The sequence below is a fragment of the Noviherbaspirillum sp. genome (genome assembly GCF_035254865.1).
In the GTDB taxonomy this organism is placed as follows: domain Bacteria; phylum Pseudomonadota; class Gammaproteobacteria; order Burkholderiales; family Burkholderiaceae_D; genus Noviherbaspirillum.
Map to the genome: position 1 here is coordinate 24,867 of NZ_DATFAF010000010.1, position 19,185 is coordinate 44,051.

A 19,185-nucleotide genomic window follows, 5' to 3' on the forward strand; every position below is an offset into this window, starting at 1 on the left:
TGTGTCGCTCGCTACGGTTTTCAGACCGAATCGGTGGCCGCTCATCTTACTTCGAGTTTTCATTATGGCCATTCGCCTTCCCCCGGTTCATGCGCTGTCCGCCTTCGAAGCGGCAGCCCGCCACGGTTCCTTCGCTGTCGCTGCCGAAGAGTTGTGCATCACGCCCTCGGCCTTGTCGCACCGCATACGCTTGCTGGAGGACTTTGTCGGCGAGCGCTTGTTCCTGCGCGATGGCCGGGCGGTCAGTCTGTCCGAGTTCGGGCGGCGCTATCTGGATGTGGTGAGGGCGGCGCTGCGCACGCTGACCGATTTCCCCTTGCCGCACCGGACCGCGCCTGCGCAACCGCGCATCAAGGTGACGGTGCCGCCGACGTTTGCGCGATGCCTGCTGGTGCCGCGCCTGGAAGAATTTTCCAACTTGTACCCGGAAATCGTGATCGAGCTTTTCCTGCAGGTGCCGCTGTACGACTTGAGCCTGTCGGAGAGTGACGTCGAGGTGCGTTTCGGCGCCGGCAAGTATCCGGATATCGTGACCGAAAAACTGTTCGAGGAACCGACCTTCACGGTCGCCAATCCCAAGTACCTGGAGAAAATCGGCGGCCTGAAGGTGCCGGCCGATCTTCAGAAGGCAACGCTGCTGCGCTCGGCGCTTGAACCCTGGCAACCCTGGTTTGAGGTGGCGGGCCTGGATTGGCCGGAGCCCTCGGTCGGCCTGCGCTTCGACGACCTTGGCTTGCTGCTGGAAGCGGTGCGGCACGGCCTTGGTGTCGGGCTGACCCGACAACACTTCGCACAGAATCAGATCGCCAGTGGCGAGGTGGTGCAAGTGTTCCCGAATATCGTCCTGAAAACACCGCCGCATGCCTATTACGTGGTGTACGAGCAGCATGTGCGCGATCGGCCCGAGGTCGGCGCGTTCGTCGACTGGCTGCTGGAGACATTTCGCACGGCGTGAGTCCGTGGCGCGCTTCGCCGGCGGCTTGGCCGCCCTGTGCGCGCAGGGCCAGATGTCGTTTCAACAATTGCGGGCAAGGGCGGCGACGGCACGGTGCAGGTTTGCATCATTCCGCGCATAATCATGCTGACCGACTCCTGGTCATGCAGAAATGGCAAGCCGTCGCTTCGAGCACGGCGACCCGCCTGAAAAATATTCACCGCACGGGGCAAAGCTTTTCAGGCGCATTAGCGATGCAATAAGCACCCGTCGGCAAGGGATTTCGCTACACTCTTGCGAGCCGAACCAGTCAGGAACAGGACATGAACGCCCCCTCCCAGATTCAATTCACTGTCGAACGACAGCGCGAAGTCGTCAGCGCCTTGCGCGCGCTTCTGCCCGAAGCGTGCGTGTTGTTCAATGAAGAAGACACCCGGCCCTATGAATGCGACGGCCTTGCAGCGTATCGCCAGTTGCCGATGGTGGTGGTCCTGCCCCAGACCGAGGCACAGGTGATTGCCATCCTCAACACCTGCCGCGAACTCAAGGTGCCGATCGTGCCGCGCGGCGCGGGCACCGGCCTCTCGGGCGGCGCGATGCCGATTGCCGATGGCGTGGTGCTCTCGACCGCAAGGTTCAACAAGATCGTCAAGCTCGACCCGTATTCCCGTACCGCGGTGGTGCAGCCGGGCGTTCGCAACCTCGCGATTTCCGATGCGGCTGCGGCGCACGACTTGTACTACGCGCCCGATCCCTCGTCGCAGATCGCCTGCACGATCGGTGGCAACGTCGCGGAAAACTCCGGTGGCGTGCACTGCTTGAAATACGGCTTGACGGTCCACAACGTATTGCGTGTGCGCATGGTCACCATCGAGGGCGAAGTGGTCGAACTCGGCAGCGAGGCATTGGACGCGGCCGGACTCGATCTGCTGGCGGTATTCATCGGTTCGGAAGGCATGCTCGGCGTGGTCACCGAGGTGACCGTCAAGCTGGTGCCAAAGCCGCAATCGGCACGCGTGATCATGGCGTCCTTCGACGACGTGGTGAAGGGCGGCGACGCGGTTGCCGAAGTGATTGCGGCAGGCATCATCCCCGCCGGGCTGGAGATGATGGACAAGACGTCCTCGCGCATGGTCGAGCCTTTCGTGAAGGCCGGCTATGACACCGAAGCGGCAGCGATCCTGCTGTGCGAATCCGATGGCATGCCGGAGGAGGTGGAAGAGGAAATCGCCCGCATGAGCGAGGTGTTGAAGTCCTCCGGCGCGACCGCCATTGCGGTGTCGCAGAACGAGGCCGAGCGCCTGAAGTTCTGGTCCGGCCGCAAGAATGCCTTCCCCGCCGCCGGACGCATTTCGCCGGACTACTACTGCATGGACGGCACGATTCCGCGCAAGCGCCTGGCCGAAGTCCTGATCGCGATTACCGAGATGGAAGGCAAGTACGGCCTGCGCTGCGCCAACGTCTTCCATGCCGGCGACGGCAACCTGCATCCACTGATCCTGTTCGATGCCAACAAGCCGGGCGAGTTCGAGCGCGCCGAGGCATTCGGCGCCGACATCCTCGAACTGTGCGTCAAGGTCGGCGGCACCATTACCGGCGAACACGGCGTGGGCATCGAGAAGATCAATTCGATGTGCGTGCAGTTCTCGCCGAAGGAACTGGAGGCATTCGTCGCAGTCAAGCGCGCCTTCGACGCCGCATTCCTGTTGAATCCCGACAAGGCGATCCCGACGCTGAACCGTTGCGCCGAGTTCGGCAAGATGCGCGTGAGCGGCGGACAAATGAAGTTTGCGCATCTTCCGCGTTTTTAGAGAATCTTATGGATCAGGCATTGCAACAATTCCGCGACCGGATCGCCTCGGCATCGGTCAGCAAGACTCCGCTGCGCATTCGCGGCGGCGGCAGCAAGGACTGGTACGGCCAGAACTTGCAAGGCGAACTCCTCGACACGCGTGCGTATTCGGGCATCGTCGCCTACGAGCCGACCGAACTGGTGATCACGGCGCGCTGCGGCACGCCCTTGGCCGAGATCGAGGCCGCGCTCGCCGAGCGCAATCAGATGCTCGCCTTCGAGCCGCCGCGCTTCAGCCCCGACTCCACCATCGGCGGCGTGATCGCGGCCGGCCTGTCGGGCCCGCGTCGTCAGGCGGTTGGCGCGGTGCGCGACTTTGTGCTTGGCGCGGTGCTCATGGATGGCAATGGCGAGATGCTGCGCTTCGGCGGCCAGGTGATGAAGAACGTCGCCGGTTATGACGTGTCGCGCATGCTGGTCGGTTCGCTCGGCATGCTCGGCCTGATCCTGGAAGTGTCCTTGAAGGTGCTGCCCAAGCCCTTCCACGAAACCACGCTGCGCTTCGAAATGCGCAAGACCGAATCCATCGAGCAGCTCAACAAATGGGGCGGCCAGCCGCTGCCGATTTCCGCCAGTGCCTGGCATGGCGGCGTGCTCATCGTGCGCTTGTCCGGTGCCGAGTCAGCGGTCAAGGCCGCCATGCAAAAGATGGGCGGCGAAGAGGAAGCGCAGGCGGACGTGTTCTGGAATGAACTGCGCGACCACAGCAACCAGTATTTCAGCGCGACCAATGGCCCGACGGCCTTGTGGCGCCTGTCGGTGCCGTCGGCCATTCCGCCGCTGGCATTGGAAGGCGAGCATCTGATCGAGTGGGGCGGCGCGCAACGCTGGCTGAGGACGGAGATGGATGCCGACACGATTCGCTCAGTGGTCACGCAAGTCGGCGGTCACGCGACACTGTTCCGCGGCGGCGATAAGAGCGTCGGCGTCTTTCATCCGCTGGTACCGCCGCTCGCCAGGGTCCATCGCAATCTGAAGAATGCATTCGATCCGTCCGGCATATTCAATCCGGAACGGATGTACAAAGAGTTTTGACCATGCAAACCAATCTCGCTGATTTCATCAGGAACACGCGCGCCGGCGATGAAGCCGACGCCATCCTTCGCAAATGCGTGCACTGCGGATTTTGCACTGCTACTTGCCCAACGTATCAGTTGCTCGGCGATGAGCTCGATGGTCCGCGCGGCCGCATCTACCTGATCAAGCAGGTTCTCGAAGGCAAGCCGGCCACCGCGAAGACGCTGTCGCACCTGGACCGTTGCCTGACCTGCCGCAATTGCGAATCGACCTGTCCCTCGGGCGTGCAATACGGCCGCCTGGTCGACATCGGCCGCAAGATCGTCGAAGAACAGGTGAAGCGCCCCATGTCGCAACGCATCGTGCGCGCAGTGTTGAAGGAAGCCTTGCCGCGCAAATGGTTGTTCACGCCGGCGATGAAGACCGGGCAGCTGATGCGGCCCTTGCTGCCCAAGTCCCTGCGCAACAAGGTCCCCGCGCGGCAGAGCGCCGGCACCTGGCCGAAGACGCAACACGCGCGCAAGATGCTGCTGCTCGACGGCTGCGTGCTGCCTGCGATGGCACCCAATATCAATGCCGCCACCGCACGCGTGCTGGACGCGCTCGGCGTGCAATTGATCGTGGCGCCGAAGGAAGGCTGCTGCGGCGCGATCCGTTTTCACATGAATGATCAGGATGGCGGCCTCAACGACATGCGCAACAATATCGACGCATGGTGGCCCTACGTGGAAGCCGGTGTCGAAGCGATCGTGATGACGGCCTCGGGTTGCGGCGTGACGGTCAAGGAATACGGCCATCTGCTCGCGCATGACGAGAAGTACGCGGCGAAGGCGAAACGCATTTCGGAATTGACGAAAGACCTGAGCGAAATTCTGCCGCCCTTCGAGCAGGCATTGCAGCAGAAGCTGGACGGAAAGATCAAACAGCGTGTTGCCTATCATCCGCCTTGCAGTCTGCAACACGGCCAGCAGATTCGCGGCAAGGTGGAAGGAGTATTGCGCGCGGTGGGTGTCGATGTCAGCCTGTGCAAGGACAGCCACCTTTGCTGCGGCTCCGCAGGCACTTATTCGGTCACCCAGCCGGAGCTGGCTTACAAGCTGCGCGACAACAAGATTGCGAACCTGGAAGCGACCAGGCCGGAGATGATCGTGTCCGCCAATATCGGCTGCCTCACGCACCTGCAATCAGGCACCGAAACACCGGTCAAGCATTGGATTGAATTGATCGACAAGGCATTGCTCGCGGCTCGCTGATATTCCGGCTGCGAATAATTGCCATGATGAATCGTGATTGGATTGATGACTGGTGCCTCCCTATACTGTGATCAAGCAGGTTGATCGTTGAAAGGAAGCATCATGAGTATCGTACCAGTCGTTGTTATCGGATCCTTGGTTGTGTTGGTTGTCGTTGAAGCGTTTGCATTCGGTTTCGTGAAAGGGAAGAATCCGAACGAGCATATGCGCAACTGAAAATGCGCTGCCAACAAAGGGAATGGATCAATGGGCGCACTGCGCCCATTTGTATTTTTATTGGATTTATTCGGCGAGCAGTTTCTCGATATCCCGCATCAATTCCTTCGGCTCGGTCTGCGGTGCGTAACGCTTGTACACCGTGCCATCCTTCCTCACCAGGAACTTAGTGAAATTCCATTTGATCGCTTCCGAGCCCATGAGGCCGCGCGCTTCGCTCTTCAAGTGCTTGAAGAGCGGATGTGCATTGACGCCGTTCACATCGATCTTGTCGAAGAGCGAAAAGCTGACGCCATAATTCTTTTCGCAGAACGCGCCGATTTCATCCGCTGTGCCGGGTTCCTGTGCGCCGAACTGGTTGCAGGGAAAGCCCAGCACTTCGACGCCCTTGTCCTTGAACTGCTCGTAGACGGCTTCCAGTCCCTTGTATTGTGGTGTGAAGCCGCAATTGCTCGCCGTATTGACGATCAGCAGGACCTTGCCGCGATACTTTTTCAGATCGACCGGCTTGCCGTCGAGGCTGGTTGCGTTGAAGTCGTAAACAGTCGTCACACGATTCCCAGATGTTCGGTTCCCTTGCTCAGGTCGCGGCCCTTCGCGTCCTTGCTCTGCAGCTTGATGGTCAGGCGCAGGTCATTGACCGAGTCGGCATTGCGCAGCGCGTCTTCGTAGGAAATCTTGCCGGCCTCGTAGAGGTCGAACAGCGCCTGGTCGAAAGTCTGCATGCCGAGCTCGCGCGACTTCTTCATGATTTCCTTGATTTCGTGCACCTCGCCCTTGAAGATCAGGTCGGAAATCAGCGGCGAGTTCAACATTATCTCGACTGCGGCGCAGCGCCCCTTGATATCTTTCAAGGGAACGAGACGTTGTGAAATCAAACCCTTCAGGTTGAGCGACAAATCCATCAGGAGTTGCTGGCGGCGTTCTTCCGGGAAGAAGTTGATGATCCGGTCCAGCGCCTGGTTCGCGCTGTTAGCGTGCAGCGTGGCAAGACAGAGGTGGCCGGTTTCGGCAAATGCGATCGCGTAATCCATGGTCTCGCGATCGCGGATCTCGCCGATCAGGATCACGTCGGGCGCCTGGCGCAGCGTGTTCTTCAGCGCGGTGAACCAGTCGGCGGTATCGACCCCGACTTCGCGCTGCGTGACGATGCAGTTCTTGTGCGGATGCACGTATTCCACCGGGTCTTCAATCGTGATGATGTGACCGTAACTGTTTTCATTGCGATAACCGACCATGCCGGCCAGCGTGGTGGATTTGCCCGAGCCGGTCGCGCCCACCATGATCACCAGGCCGCGCTTGGTCATCGCCACTTCTTTCAGCACTTCCGGCACCCCCAAGTCTTCCAGTTTCGGAATCGTGGTGGTGATGGTCCGCAGCACCATGCCGACACGGCCCTGCTGCACGAATGCCGACACGCGGAAACGTCCGAGACCGCCGGGGCTGATCGCGAAATTGCACTCCTTGCTCGCTTCGAATTCCGCCGCCTGCTTGTCGTTCATGATGGCGCGCGCGAGTTCGACGGTATGCGTGGGCGTCAGCGGCTGGTTCGAGACCGGCGTCATCTTGCCGTCGATCTTGAATGCCGGCGGGAAATCGGCAGTGATGAAAAGGTCGGAGCCGTTCTTGCTGAGCATCAGCCGCAGCAGGTCGTGCATGAATTTGGTGGCCTGGTCCCGTTCCATGGTTCTTCCTTCGTCCTTGCGAGCTTATTGCCCGCCTTGGTGTTGATCTTGATTGGTTTCAGCCCGGGAAGTTTTCCGGGATCTTGGCGGCGGCGCGTGCGGCGGCCGGCGAAATCACGTTGCGTCTTACCAGGTCGGTCAGGTTCTGGTCCAGCGTCTGCATGCCGATGTTGCTGCCGGTCTGAATCGTGGAATACATCTGCGCCACTTTCGCTTCGCGGATCAGGTTGCGGATTGCGGGCGTGCCCAGCATGATCTCGTGCGCGGCGACGCGGCCGCTGCCGTCCTTGGTTTTCAGCAGCGTCTGCGAGATCACCGCTTGCAGCGATTCCGACAGCATCGCGCGAATCATCTCCTTTTCTTCCGCCGGGAACACGTCGACGATACGGTCGATGGTCTTTGCCGCCGACGAAGTGTGCAGCGTACCGAACACAAGGTGGCCGGTTTCGGCCGCCGTCATCGCAAGGCGAATGGTTTCCAGGTCCCGCAATTCGCCGACCAGGATTGCGTCCGGGTCTTCACGCAAGGCGGAGCGCAGCGCGTTCTGGAAGGACATGGTGTGCGGGCCGACTTCGCGCTGGTTGATCAGGCATTTCTTCGATTCGTGCACGAATTCGATCGGATCTTCCACCGTCAGTATGTGGCCATATTCGGTTTCGTTCAGATGATTGATCATCGCGGCCAGCGTGGTCGATTTGCCGGAACCGGTCGGGCCGGTCACCAGCACCAGGCCGCGCGGCTTCAGGGCCAGTTCGGTGAAGATCTTCGGCGCGTTCAGTTGTTCCAGCGTCAGCACTTTCGACGGAATGGTACGCAGCACGGCTGCCGCGCCGCGGTCCTGGTTGAATGCGTTCACGCGGAAGCGCGCCAGGCCTGGAATGGCAAACGAAAAGTCGCATTCGAGCACTTCTTCATACGCCTTGCGCTGGCCATCGTTCATGATGTCATAGATCATGCCGTGCACATCGCGGTGCTCCAGCGGCGGCAGGTTGATGCGACGCACGTCGCCATGCACGCGTATCATCGGCGGCAAGCCGGCGGACAGGTGCAGGTCGGATGCGCCATTCTTGACGGCAAAGGCGAGAAGTTCAGAAATGTCCATTTATAATCCCAGGCTGGCGTAAGCCGTAGTGACAATATTGATGCAATACCGGCAAGGTGTTGCCCTAAGCTAACTGATTATGTCCTCAATCTCCGACAACTTGCAAGCCGTAGAGGAACGTATTACCACAGCCGCGCGAGAGGCCGGACGCGACCCGCGCGCGGTTCGCCTGCTGGCGGTGTCGAAGACCTTCGGCGCGGATGCGGTCATCGCCGCGGCACAGGCAGGCCAGCGCGCCTTCGGCGAAAACTACTTGCAGGAAGCGCTCGACAAGATGAGCGCGGTGCATGCCGCGCGGCCGGACTTGTTGCTGGAATGGCACTTCATCGGCCCCATTCAGAGCAACAAGACGCGGCCGATCGCGGAGCATTTCGATTGGGTGCACTCGGTCGAGCGCGAAAGGATCGCGCAGCGCCTATCCGAACAGCGGCCTGCGCATCTGCCGCCCTTGAACATCTGCCTGCAGGTCAACATCAGCGGAGAGGCCAGCAAGAGCGGCGTCGCGCCCGGCGAAGTACTGGAACTGGCAAAACGGGTGGCGAATCTGCCGCGGCTGAAGCTGCGCGGATTGATGGCGATCCCGGAACCCGAGGGCGACATCGACAGGCAACGCGTCCCGTTCCGGCAGGTGCGCATGCTGCTGGACGAATTGCGTGCGCACGGGCTCGACATGGATACCTTATCGATGGGCATGTCGGCCGACCTCGTCGCCGCGGTCGAGGAAGGCGCAACCATCGTCAGAATTGGAACGGCAATCTTTGGACAACGACATTATGCAAAATAATCTGAAAATCGCATTCATCGGCGGCGGCAACATGGCGACCGCACTCATCGGCGGCCTTGCCGGCAAGCTGACCGCGGGAGAAAACATTCACGTCGTCGATGTCAATGCGGACGCCTTGCGCAAATTGCAGCAGCAGTTCGGCGTGAGCACGTCTCACCAGATCGACAGCGCGCTGACCGACACCGACGTTGTCGTGCTGGCAGTCAAGCCGCAACAGATGAAGGATGTGATCGCGCAGTTGAAAGCGCACATCCGGTCGCAACTGGTGCTGTCGATCGCGGCCGGCATTCGCGCGCTCGACTTGTCGCGCTGGCTGAACGGTCACAGCGCGATCGTGCGTACCATGCCCAACACGCCGGCCTTGATCGGCAAGGGCATCACCGGCATGGTGGCTTTATCCGGCGTGTCGACTGCGCAGCGCAATGCGGCCGACGCGATCATGCGTGCGGTTGGCGCGACGGTCTGGCTGGATGACGAAGAATTGATCGACCCCGTGACGGCCGTCTCCGGAAGTGGCCCTGCCTATGTTTTCTACTTCATTGAAGCGATGCAGCAGGCAGCGCAGGAAATGGGACTGACTGCCGAGCAGGGCACCCAGCTTGCGATCGCTACCTTCGTCGGCGCATCGCAGCTGGCGGCGCAATCCACCGAGCCGGTGTCGACATTGCGCGAGCGGGTGACATCCAAAGGCGGCACTACTTACGCCGCCCTGACCAGCTTGGATGCAAGCGACGTCAAGGGCGCGATCGTCAAGGCGCTGAAAGCCGCTGCCGCGCGCGGCAAGGAGCTGGGCGAAGAATTCGGACAGGACTAAGGCACCGCGCAAGAATAACTTGCACAATTTTGCTAGCCGTATCGGGCGCGCTGCGGCGTTGCTCGGCGTCGCCATAGTCCCGCTATGGCTCCTTCTCCCGCCTTGCATCGCATCCCGCTACGACCGCCAAATTGCACAAGTTATTCTTGCGCGGCGCCTGACCTTTTCTTAACCCGGCAGCAGCAATTGCAGGCTCGGCCGGAGCATTCGCCATGTGCGCAAGCCGGCGGATCCCAGCCGCAGGACAGATGACAGGCGGCGTGGCCGGATAGCGATCAGGCCCACTGCCGCAGCGGCAATCCATCCGGGATGTTGCCGAACACGATCGACAATCCGCAAGCCGACCTCGACCGAGTTCAGGTTATGGGTCAGCGGTTCGATTTGCAGCGCCAGATCGGCGCGCTGCAGGATGCATTCGGCGATCAGGCGCTGCCGCCGCGCTGCCAGCATTTCGGCGCGTGTTCTCATAGCGGCGGCTGCAGCGCTTTCGTATCGCGCGACAACTCGGTCATCGTGTGTCCCAGCAGTTTCGGCTTCACCCGGAACTGCCGCTGCACGCGCAATCCGATCATCGCGCCGGCAAGCCCGAACAATGCGATGAGCGTCAGCAAGATGCCGATGCGATGCGTCTCCCAGTACAGGATCACGACCAGAAAGACGGCGAGCACCACGGCGATGCCGAGGCAAAACATGGCCGCGAGCGACATCAGCAGGTAGGAAAAATAGCGCAGTGATTCTTCCTCGACTTCCGTTGCCGCCAGTTCCACGCGCGTCTGGACAACCGCAAGCAGCGTGGCCGCCAGTCGCGCTACCGATTCTGCAATCACCATGCTGTCAGCGACGTCCGAGCCAGAGGCCGATCACCAGCCCGGCGAGGGCGCCGACGCCGACCGATTGCCAGGGGTGGGATTGTACGTATTGATCGGTGGTATCGATGGCGTCACGCGCGCTGGCGCTGATGCTTTCTTCCAGTGAGGACAAACCGCTTTTGGCGCTGGTCAAGGTGGATTCGAAGCGGGCGCGTGCCATGCGATACCCGTCGTCGACTTGCTGACTGGTGTTCCTGAGCAGGTCTTCCGCGTCCTTGATCACCAGCCTCAGATCGTCGAGCAAACGATCCCGCACCATACTGCGTCCGTTAGATTCCATGCCATGCCTCCTGTGATTGAGATGCGCTTCTTGCAGTGTAAGTAACAGGAGGGCGGCGATTTTGCGCGGTGTCAAACACTGTCGGCTGGAATTAGCGCATCGCGTAATCGACTGCGATTCCGGCAAAGAAGGCAGCGCCGAGCCAGTTGTTGTGACGAAACGCCGCGAAGCAACCCATGCGGTCCCGTGTGCGGATCAGCGTGTAGTGATACAGCGCGCAGGCGGCGGCAACAAGCATTCCGCCCGTGAACCAGGCGCGCAGTCCATATTGCCAACCGACCAGCAGGATGATCGCAAAGGTGATCGCATAGCACAGCATGACGGCCATCACGTCGAAGCGGCCGAAGGTGATGGCAGAGGTCTTGATGCCGATCTTCAGGTCGTCGTCGCGATCCACCATTGCGTATTCGGTATCGTATGCGATGGCCCAGAAGATGTTGGCGGCAAGCAGCAGCCACGCCGCCGGCGGTACCGTATTCAGGACGGCGGCGAAGGCCATCGGAATGCCGAAGCCGAACGCGATGCCGAGATAGGCCTGCGGAATCGCGAAGAAGCGCTTGAAATATGGATAGCTTGCCGCAATCAGCACGGCGGCCACCGACAACTCCTTGGTGAGCGTATTGAGCGGCAGGATCAACGCAAAGGAAACCAGCGCGAGCACTGCAGCGACCATGACAGCTTCCCACGGCGCGATCCTGCCGCTGGTCAGCGGGCGTTCCGCCGTGCGCTTCACGTGCTTGTCGAAATCGCGGTCGGCAAAGTCGTTGATCGCGCAACCCGCCGAACGCATCAGCACCGTCCCCAGCGTGAAAATCAGCACCAGCTTCCAGTCCGGTTTGCCTTGCGAGGCGAACCACAGGGCGGCCAGCGTCGGCCATAGCAGGAGCAGGATGCCGATCGGCTTGTCGAGCCGGACGAGGCGGGCATACAGGGCAAGGCGGTTCATGTCGTGGAATGAATGAAAACGAAAAGAGGGAATGACAACAAAGAATCTTGTGAAAGGGCTAAACTTCGCTCCTGCGTTTCAAATTGCTGCGCTGAAATCGCGTTGACACCGAATTATAAGCGTCGCGAGCATGGTTTCGTTTATCGTTATGCAACTGTCATATCACCTTCGTGCGTCCATAAAAAGGGCAGGAGAAAAGATGCGCCGTCATATCAAGTCGCTGGCCGCGGGATCGCTGTGCGCCCTGATGGCCGCATCTGCCTGCGCCAAGACCGAAATCGTCTGGTGGCATTCCATGACCGGCGCGCTCGGCGACCGGGCGGCGGGACTCGCCGACAAATTCAACAAGAGTCAGCATGCCTATAAAATCACGCCGGTCTTCAAGGGGAGCTACGACGAAGCGATGACGGCCGCCATTGCCGGCTATCGCGCGGGAAAAGCGCCCAACATTCTTCAGGTGCCGGAAGTCGGCACCGCCGCCATGCTGCATTCGAAAGGCGCCATCGTTCCGGTGTCGAGGGTGATGCAGATCGCCGGCGAAAAATTCAATCCCGCGATCTATGTGCCCGCGCTTGCCAGTTACTACATGTCGCCGCAAGGGGCGATGCTGTCCTTCCCGTTCAACAGTTCGACCGCCGTGTTCTATTACAACAAGGACATGTTCGCAAAAGCGGGACTCGACCCGGACAAGGCGCCCGTCACCTGGCCGGCGGTGCTGTCGGCTGCGGCCAAGCTGAAAGTCAGCGGCGAGGAATGCGCCTACACCAGCGGCTGGCAATCGTGGGTGCATCTGGAGAATTTCTCGGCCTGGCACAATGTGGAGTTCGCCTCCGGGAACAATGGGTTCGCGGGCAATCGTTCCCGCCTCAAATTCAACAGTCCTCTGCATGTGAAACATATCGACACCCTGGCAAACTGGGCGCGCCAGGGCTACTTCACCTACGCCGGCCCCAGGAATGAAGCGGAAGCCATGTTCTATTCCGGCGAGTGCGCAATGCTCACTTCCTCCAGCGCGGCCTATGCCAACATCCGCAAGAATTCCAAATTCCGATTCGGCGTCGCGGCGCTGCCGTATTACGCCAGAGTGCATGGCGCGCCGCAAAACACGATCGTCGGCGGCACCTCGCTGTGGGTCATGAGCGGCAAGAAAACCGTCGAATACAAAGCTGTCGCCAGGTTCTTCAAGTTCCTGTCCAGGCCGGAAATCCAGGCGAAGTGGCACCAGGAAACCGGCTATCTGCCGCTGACCACGGCTGCCTACGAGCTCACGAAGAAATCGGGCTTCTATGAAAATTCGCCCGGCCAGGAAGTGGCAGTTCGCCAAATGCTCGTCACGCCGACGCCGAAATCGCGCGGCATCCGTCTAGGCAATTTCGTGCGGATTCGCGCCATCATCGATGAAGAGCTGGAACTGGCATGGAGCGGCAAGAAGACCGCAAAGGACGCACTCGACACGGCGGTCAAGCGCGGCAACGAGTTGCTGGTGCAGTTCGAGAAGGGAAAAAAATAGGTCGCCTGTTGCAGGCTGCCTCGTTGTCTGGGTCAGGCTTCCATGGCCTCGGCGGTCTCCGCGTCATGCAGCATGGTCACGCCATGCAAGTCGCAGGACAATACAGCCTGGCGTATCGCATCAATCGCCGCCTTGCGGGTAAAACTCTTGCGCCAGGCAATCACGACGCGGCGCGACGGATCGGGCGGCGAAAAAGGAATGTAGCGCAGCATGCCGTCCTTGGTCTGCATGTCCGGCACCGATGCCTTCGGCAGGACCGTGATGCCGATGCCCGAGGCGACCATATGGCGGATGGTTTCCAGCGATGAACCTTCGAAGGTGCGCGCGATGCCGTCGCCAGTCGTGGAGAAGCGCGACATCTCCGGACACACCTCCAGCACCTGGTCGCGGAAGCAGTGCCCATTGCCAAGCAACAGCATGGTCTCGGATTTCAGTTCTTCCGCGGCGATCGATTCGCGCTTTGCCCATGCATGGTGTTTGGGCAGGGCAACGACAAACGGTTCGTCGTACAGGGCTTGCACCATCAAACCCTGATCCGAGAACGGCAGGGCCATGATCGCCGCGTCCAGTTCGCCCTGGCGCAAGGATTCGATGAGCCGTACCGTGAAGTTTTCCTGCAGCACCAGCGGCATTTGCGGCACCTGCTCGATCATGGTTTTCACCAGCGGCGGCAGCAGGTAGGGCGCGATCGTATAAATCACGCCGAGGCGCAAGGGGCCCGCCAGCGGATCCTTGTTCTGTTTGGCGATTTCCTTGATGGCGGCGGTTTGCTCCAGCACCCGTTCTGCCTGCGCGACAATCTGCGCACCGAGCGGCGTCATCGAGATTTCCATTCCGCCGCGTTCAAAAATCACCACGCCAAGTTCATCTTCCAGTTTTTTGATCGCAACCGACAAGGTCGGCTGCGCGACGAAGCAAGCCTCCGCAGCATGGCCGAAATGCTTCTCGCGCGCGACGGCGACGATGTATTTCAATTCGGTAAGAGTCATGTTTGTTTTGCCTCGGTACCAGTGAATGAATTGGCAGCAACTGCCATAGTATAAGACTATGCACCGGGGCGCACGGATTGAAATCAGACTTTCAGGAATTCTTCGCGTCCGCCCAGCCAGCGCGCCAGATGCGCCTCGACCGTTGCCGGATCGTCATGCAATAACATTTGAGCAATATTGCGCGCTTTTTCCACCAGCCACTGGTCCGTTTGCAAATCGGCAAAACGCAGCATCGCCTGGCCCGACTGTCGCGCTCCCAGGAATTCTCCCGGACCGCGAATTTCGAGATCGCGGCGCGCGATCTCGAAGCCATCGGTGGTTTCCCGCATCGTCATCAGCCGCTGTTTCGCGGTCGGACCGAGCGGGCTCTGATAGAGCAGTAAGCACACGCTCGCGGCCGACCCGCGGCCGACCCGCCCGCGCAACTGATGCAACTGCGACAGGCCGAAGCGTTCCGCGTGTTCGATCACCATCAGCGAGGCGTTCGGCACATCGACCCCGACCTCGATGACGGTGGTCGCGACCAGTACATGAATGTCGCCGCGCGTAAAGGCATCCATCATGATCTGCTTCTCGGCCGGTTTCATGCGGCCGTGCACCAGTCCGACCTGCAATTCCGGCAATGCTTGCGCGAGCATCGCGTGCGTATCGGTCGCGGTCTGCAGTTGCAGTGCTTCCGATTCCTCGATCAGTGGACAGACCCAGTACACCTGCCGGCCTTCGAGCGCAGCGACATGCACGCGCTCGATCACCTCGTCGCGCCGGTTCTGGTCGACGATGCGCGTGACAATCGGCGTGCGTCCCGGCGGCAATTCATCAATCACCGACACTTCCAGATCGGCGTAATAGGTCATCGCCAGGGTGCGGGGAATCGGCGTGGCGGACATCATCAACTGATGCGGCACGGTGTGCGCCGCGTCCCCGGCGTCCAGCCCCTTGTTGCGCAAAGCCAGGCGCTGTCCGACACCGAAACGATGTTGTTCGTCGACGATCACGAGGCCGAGTCGCGCGAACTCCACGCCCTCCTGGATCAGCGCGTGTGTGCCGATCACGAGCTTCGCGTCGCCCGATTCAATCAGCGCCTGGGACGCTTCCTTTTCTTTTTTCTTCAGGCTGCCGGTCAGCCACGCGACCTTCACACCGAGTGGCTCCATCCACATCGCAATCTTGCGAAAGTGTTGCTCCGCGAGGATTTCGGTCGGCGCCATCAGTGCCGCCTGAAAGCCGCTATCGATGGCTTGCGCCGCCGCCAGCGCGGCGACCACGGTCTTGCCGCTGCCGACGTCGCCCTGCAGCAGCCGCTGCATCGGGAAGGATTCGCGCAAGTCGGCGCGAATCTCGTCCAGTACGCGTTGTTGCGCGCCAGTCAGCTGGAATGGCAGATTGGCGAGGAATTTCGTCGACAGGTCGCCGATCACCGGCAAGGCCGCGGCGCCCTTGGCGCGGCGTGCCGCCTGCGCCCGCTTGAGCGACAGCTGCTGCGCCAGCAGCTCGTCGAACTTCATCCGGATCCAGGCCGGATGCGTATGCTCCATCAATGCGTTTTCATCCACGTCCGGCGGCGGATTGTGCAGCAGTTTCACCGAGGGCTCGAAGGGCTGCAGCTTGAGCGAGGCCAGCAGCGCGGGGGCCAGCGTGTCGCGCCAGTCAACGCGCGAAAGCGCATTGGCGATTGCCTTGCGCAGGAAGGCCTGCGACAGGCCTTCACCGGCCGGGTACACAGGCGTGAGCGCATTGGGCAAGGGATCGCCCTCCTGCACCACTTTATAGACCGGGTGGACCATTTCCGCGCCGAAGAAGCCGTGCCGCACTTCGCCGCGCGCCCGCACCCGCGTGCCGGCAGCCAGTTGCTTCACCTGGCTGCCGTAAAAATTCAGGAAGCGCATTACCAGAGGGCCCGAGTCGTCGGTGATAGTCACGACGAGCTGCCGTCGCGGCCGGTACTGGATGTCGCATTCGGCCACCACGCCTTCGACCTGCGCTGCGTTTCCGGCCATGAAGCCTGCCTCGCGGATGGGCACGATTTTCGTCTCATCCTCGTAACGCAGGGGCAGGTGCAGCACCAGATCCATGTCCGAGCGCAGGCCGAGTTTCGCGAGCTTGCTCTCGCTGGTGCTGGTCTTTCGTTTGGCGGGGGCTGCGGGCTTTCGCTTTGCGGCGGGCATATCCAATGTAAATCGTGCGGCAGGGCGTAAAATAGCGGGTTTGATCCGGCCGAGGCCGGCGGAAGCGTCAGTCATTGTATGGCAATTCTGCTAAGTGCGGACGCCTTCCCGAAAGGGTATTACAACATTCCGCCTCGACGCCATTCTGACGCATGTATTCTCTTTCCGATTTTGATTTTCACTTGCCGCAGGAACTGATTGCGCAAGTGCCGCTGCCGCAGCGCAGCGCATCCCGGCTGCTGCACGTCGACGGTGACACGCTGGTCGATCGTGCCTTTGCGGACATTGTCGACTTGTTCGCGCCGGGCGATCTGCTGGTCTTCAACAACACGCGCGTGCTGAAGGCACGTTTCTTCGGTGCGAAGGAAACCGGCGGCAAGGTCGAAGTGCTGATCGAACGTGTCCTCGACCACCGCACCGTGCATGCCCAGGTGCGTGCCTCCAAGTCGCCGCATCCGGGCAGCAGGATGCGGCTGGCCGACGCCTTCGACGTGCTGGTTGGCGAACGCGCTGGCGAGTTTTTCACGCTCACGTTTCCTTCGGATGTGTTCGATCTGATCGAAGCGCACGGCCGGCTGCCGCTGCCGCCGTACATCGAGCATGCAGCCGACGAATTCGACGAAACGCGCTATCAGACCGTCTACGCAAAAGAGCCGGGCGCGGTCGCTGCGCCCACGGCCGGTTTGCATTTCGACCAGCCGCTGCTCGACAAGCTGCGCGACAAGGGCGTGCGATTCGCCTACGTGACGCTGCATGTCGGCGCCGGCACCTTCCAGCCAGTGCGCACCGAGAACCTGGCCGAGCACAAGATGCACAGCGAGTGGTACACCATGCCGCAAGAGACGGTGGATGCGGTGCACGCAGCAAAGTCTGCGGGGCGCGATATCGTCGCAGTCGGCACAACCAGCATGCGTGCGCTCGAGTCGGCATCCCAGTCGGGAGCGCTGCAAGCCGGCAGCGCGGATACCAATTTGTTCATCACGCCCGGCTATGCGTTCAAGACGGTCGACCGCATGATCACCAACTTCCATTTGCCGAAATCGACCCTGTTGATGCTGGTATCGGCCTTTACCGGCTACCAGCGCATCCGTGCCGCCTATGCGCACGCGATCGAACAGCGTTACCGTTTTTTCAGTTACGGTGACGCCATGCTGTTAACGAAGAACCCCACATGCTAAATTTCAAACTCATCAAGACCGACGGCAAGGCGCGCCGCGGCCGCCTGACGCTCAACCACGGCGTGGTGGAAACGCCGACCTTTATGCCGGTGGGCACCTATGGTTCGGTGAAGGCCATGTCGCCCGTCGAGTTGCACGAGATCGATGCGCAGATCATCCTCGGCAACACGTTTCACCTGTGGCTGCGTCCCGGCCTCGACGTTGTCGGCAAGTTCGACGGACTGCATCGCTTCATGGGTTGGACTAAACCGATCCTGACCGATTCCGGCGGTTTTCAGGTCTTTTCGCTGGGCGCGATGCGCAAGATCACGGAAGAGGGCGTCAAGTTCGCCTCGCCGATCAACGGCGACAAGCTGTTCCTCTCGCCCGAGATCTCCATGCAGATCCAGCGCGTACTCAATTCCGACATCGTGATGCAGTTCGACGAGTGCACGCCCTACGAGATCGACGGCAATCCGGCCTCCGAGCAGGAAGCGGCAAAATCGATGCGCATGTCGCTGCGCTGGGCGAAGCGCTCGCGCGATGAATTCGACAAGGGCGAAAACCCGAATGCCCTGTTCGGCATCGTGCAGGGCGGCATGTTCGAAAACCTGCGCGACGAGTCGCTCGCCGGCTTGCGGGAGGTCGGCTTTGAAGGCTATGCCATCGGCGGCCTGTCGGTCGGTGAGCCGAAGGAAGAGATGATGCGGGTGCTGCAGCACATCGGCCCGCGCCTGCCGGAAGACAGGCCGCACTACCTGATGGGGGTTGGCACGCCTGAAGACCTGGTTGCCGGCGTGGCGAACGGTGTCGACATGTTCGACTGCGTCATGCCTACCCGCAACGCCCGCAATGGCTGGCTGTTCACGCGTTTCGGCGACATCAAGATCAAGAATTCGCGCTACAAGGAGGACGAGCAACCACTCGACGAAACCTGCGAATGTTATGCCTGCCGCAACTTTTCCCGTGCTTACCTGCACCATTTGCATCGCGCCGGCGAAATTCTCGGCGCGCGACTGAATACCATTCACAACCTGCATTACTATCTGCAACTGATGCGCGAAATGCGGGCGGCGATCGATGCCGACCGCTTCCAGACCTTCGTCGTGCAGTTCCATGCGGACAGGGCGCGGGGCGTATAGGTCGTTGTCGTCCGTGACCCATGTCTGCCCTCTGAATTGTCCCGATTGGAAGGGTTTTTCAACATTGCAGGGAAACCGGGCGGCGAATGCTAAAATGCCGGGTTAATCCTCATGACAACTTGGAGCAATAACGTGTTCATTTCCAACGCATTCGCACAAACCGTGGCCGGCGGCACTGAAGGCAGCCTGATGAGCTTCCTGCCGATCATCCTGATGTTCGTGGTGCTGTACTTCCTGATGATTCGCCCGCAAATGAAGCGCCAGAAGGAACAAAAGGCCATGATGGAAGCCCTGGCCAAAGGTGATGAAATCGTTACCGCGGGCGGCATTCTCGGCCGGGTAACCAAGGTGACCGACGCCTATGTGACGGTCGAAATCGCCGACGGCACCGAAGTTGTCACCCAGAAGGCAGCTGTCACCACTTTATTGCCAAAAGGCACGATCAAGTCGCTGTAATCGGGATAATTGCG

19 protein-coding genes are annotated in these 19,185 nt (G+C 60.7%); 10 read left to right on the top strand and 9 right to left on the bottom strand.

Annotated elements, in window-relative coordinates:
• Positions 1–64: 64 nt before the first annotated feature.
• The 4 genes from VJ651_RS02710 (at position 65) to glcF (ending at position 5,056) form a co-directional block, all read left to right on the top strand.
• The gene (locus tag VJ651_RS02710) at positions 65–955 is read left to right on the top strand and encodes a LysR substrate-binding domain-containing protein (protein ID WP_324105942.1); all 891 of its coding nucleotides are present in this window, start codon (positions 65–67) and stop codon (positions 953–955) included.
• A 302-nt stretch (positions 956–1,257) separates the two neighbouring features.
• A complete protein-coding gene (locus VJ651_RS02715; protein WP_324105943.1) occupies positions 1,258–2,745 on the top strand; it encodes an FAD-linked oxidase C-terminal domain-containing protein in 1,488 nt (495 codons plus the stop codon).
• A gap of 8 nt (positions 2,746–2,753) precedes the next feature.
• The gene (glcE, locus tag VJ651_RS02720) at positions 2,754–3,821 is read left to right on the top strand and encodes a glycolate oxidase subunit GlcE (protein WP_324105944.1); all 1,068 of its coding nucleotides are present in this window, start codon (positions 2,754–2,756) and stop codon (positions 3,819–3,821) included.
• A 2-nt stretch (positions 3,822–3,823) separates the two neighbouring features.
• The gene (glcF, locus tag VJ651_RS02725) at positions 3,824–5,056 is read left to right on the top strand and encodes a glycolate oxidase subunit GlcF (protein ID WP_324105945.1); all 1,233 of its coding nucleotides are present in this window, start codon (positions 3,824–3,826) and stop codon (positions 5,054–5,056) included.
• A 282-nt stretch (positions 5,057–5,338) separates the two neighbouring features.
• On the opposite strand, the gene VJ651_RS02730 is transcribed toward glcF, so the two are convergent.
• Genes VJ651_RS02730 through VJ651_RS02740 form a run of 3 tightly spaced genes read right to left on the bottom strand, consistent with a single transcriptional unit; the run spans position 5,339 to position 8,059 of the window.
• Positions 5,339–5,824 carry a glutathione peroxidase gene (locus tag VJ651_RS02730; RefSeq protein WP_324105946.1) on the bottom strand — a complete coding sequence of 162 codons (486 nt, stop codon included), beginning with the start codon at positions 5,822–5,824 and terminating at the stop codon, positions 5,339–5,341.
• Positions 5,821–6,957 carry a PilT/PilU family type 4a pilus ATPase gene (locus VJ651_RS02735; protein ID WP_324105947.1) on the bottom strand — a complete coding sequence of 379 codons (1,137 nt, stop codon included), beginning with the start codon at positions 6,955–6,957 and terminating at the stop codon, positions 5,821–5,823. Before VJ651_RS02735 ends, VJ651_RS02730 begins: the two co-directional genes overlap by 4 nt.
• A 58-nt stretch (positions 6,958–7,015) precedes the next feature.
• The gene (locus VJ651_RS02740; RefSeq protein WP_136418844.1) at positions 7,016–8,059 is read right to left on the bottom strand and encodes a type IV pilus twitching motility protein PilT; all 1,044 of its coding nucleotides are present in this window, start codon (positions 8,057–8,059) and stop codon (positions 7,016–7,018) included.
• 79 nt (positions 8,060–8,138) lie between these two features.
• Between VJ651_RS02740 and VJ651_RS02745 the strand changes: the two genes are divergently transcribed.
• Positions 8,139–8,843: a YggS family pyridoxal phosphate-dependent enzyme gene (locus tag VJ651_RS02745; protein ID WP_324105948.1), complete on the top strand. Its 705-nt coding sequence runs from the start codon at positions 8,139–8,141 to the stop codon at positions 8,841–8,843.
• The gene (gene proC, locus VJ651_RS02750) at positions 8,833–9,657 is read left to right on the top strand and encodes a pyrroline-5-carboxylate reductase (RefSeq protein ID WP_324105949.1); all 825 of its coding nucleotides are present in this window, start codon (positions 8,833–8,835) and stop codon (positions 9,655–9,657) included. The genes VJ651_RS02745 and proC overlap by 11 nt, the downstream gene beginning before the upstream one ends.
• A gap of 168 nt (positions 9,658–9,825) precedes the next feature.
• On the opposite strand, the gene VJ651_RS02755 is transcribed toward proC, so the two are convergent.
• The 4 genes from VJ651_RS02755 to ubiA form a co-directional block, all read right to left on the bottom strand.
• Positions 9,826–10,125, bottom strand: coding sequence for a YqjK family protein (locus tag VJ651_RS02755; protein WP_324105950.1), 300 nt, complete (start codon positions 10,123–10,125; stop codon positions 9,826–9,828).
• A complete protein-coding gene (locus VJ651_RS02760) occupies positions 10,122–10,487 on the bottom strand; it encodes a phage holin family protein (RefSeq protein ID WP_324105951.1) in 366 nt (121 codons plus the stop codon). The genes VJ651_RS02755 and VJ651_RS02760 overlap by 4 nt, the downstream gene beginning before the upstream one ends.
• A 4-nt stretch (positions 10,488–10,491) precedes the next feature.
• Complete coding sequence (locus VJ651_RS02765) at positions 10,492–10,806, bottom strand: DUF883 family protein (RefSeq protein WP_292931308.1); 315 nt, start codon at positions 10,804–10,806, stop codon at positions 10,492–10,494.
• Between the two features lie 91 nt (positions 10,807–10,897).
• Entirely contained in the window at positions 10,898–11,752 is an 855-nt protein-coding gene (gene ubiA / locus VJ651_RS02770; RefSeq protein WP_324105952.1) for a 4-hydroxybenzoate octaprenyltransferase, read from the bottom strand.
• Between the two features lie 199 nt (positions 11,753–11,951).
• Here ubiA and ugpB point away from each other — a divergent pair, with 199 nt between their 5' ends.
• Entirely contained in the window at positions 11,952–13,262 is a 1,311-nt protein-coding gene (ugpB, locus tag VJ651_RS02775; RefSeq protein ID WP_324105953.1) for a sn-glycerol-3-phosphate ABC transporter substrate-binding protein UgpB, read from the top strand.
• 32 nt (positions 13,263–13,294) lie between these two features.
• On the opposite strand, the gene VJ651_RS02780 is transcribed toward ugpB, so the two are convergent.
• Positions 13,295–14,251, bottom strand: coding sequence for a hydrogen peroxide-inducible genes activator (locus VJ651_RS02780; protein WP_324105954.1), 957 nt, complete (start codon positions 14,249–14,251; stop codon positions 13,295–13,297).
• Between the two features lie 83 nt (positions 14,252–14,334).
• Positions 14,335–16,416, bottom strand: a complete 2,082-nt coding sequence (recG, locus tag VJ651_RS02785) for an ATP-dependent DNA helicase RecG (protein ID WP_324106005.1) — start codon at positions 16,414–16,416, stop codon at positions 14,335–14,337.
• Positions 16,417–16,568: 152 nt separating this feature from the next.
• On the opposite strand from recG, the gene queA reads away from it, so the two are divergent.
• From queA to yajC, 3 genes are all read left to right on the top strand, one after another.
• A complete protein-coding gene (queA, locus tag VJ651_RS02790) occupies positions 16,569–17,594 on the top strand; it encodes a tRNA preQ1(34) S-adenosylmethionine ribosyltransferase-isomerase QueA (protein WP_324105955.1) in 1,026 nt (341 codons plus the stop codon).
• Complete coding sequence (tgt, locus tag VJ651_RS02795) at positions 17,588–18,715, top strand: tRNA guanosine(34) transglycosylase Tgt (protein ID WP_324105956.1); 1,128 nt, start codon at positions 17,588–17,590, stop codon at positions 18,713–18,715. Before queA ends, tgt begins: the two co-directional genes overlap by 7 nt.
• 111 nt (positions 18,716–18,826) lie before the next feature.
• The gene (gene yajC / locus VJ651_RS02800) at positions 18,827–19,171 is read left to right on the top strand and encodes a preprotein translocase subunit YajC (RefSeq protein ID WP_136418856.1); all 345 of its coding nucleotides are present in this window, start codon (positions 18,827–18,829) and stop codon (positions 19,169–19,171) included.
• Positions 19,172–19,185 lie beyond the last annotated feature (14 nt).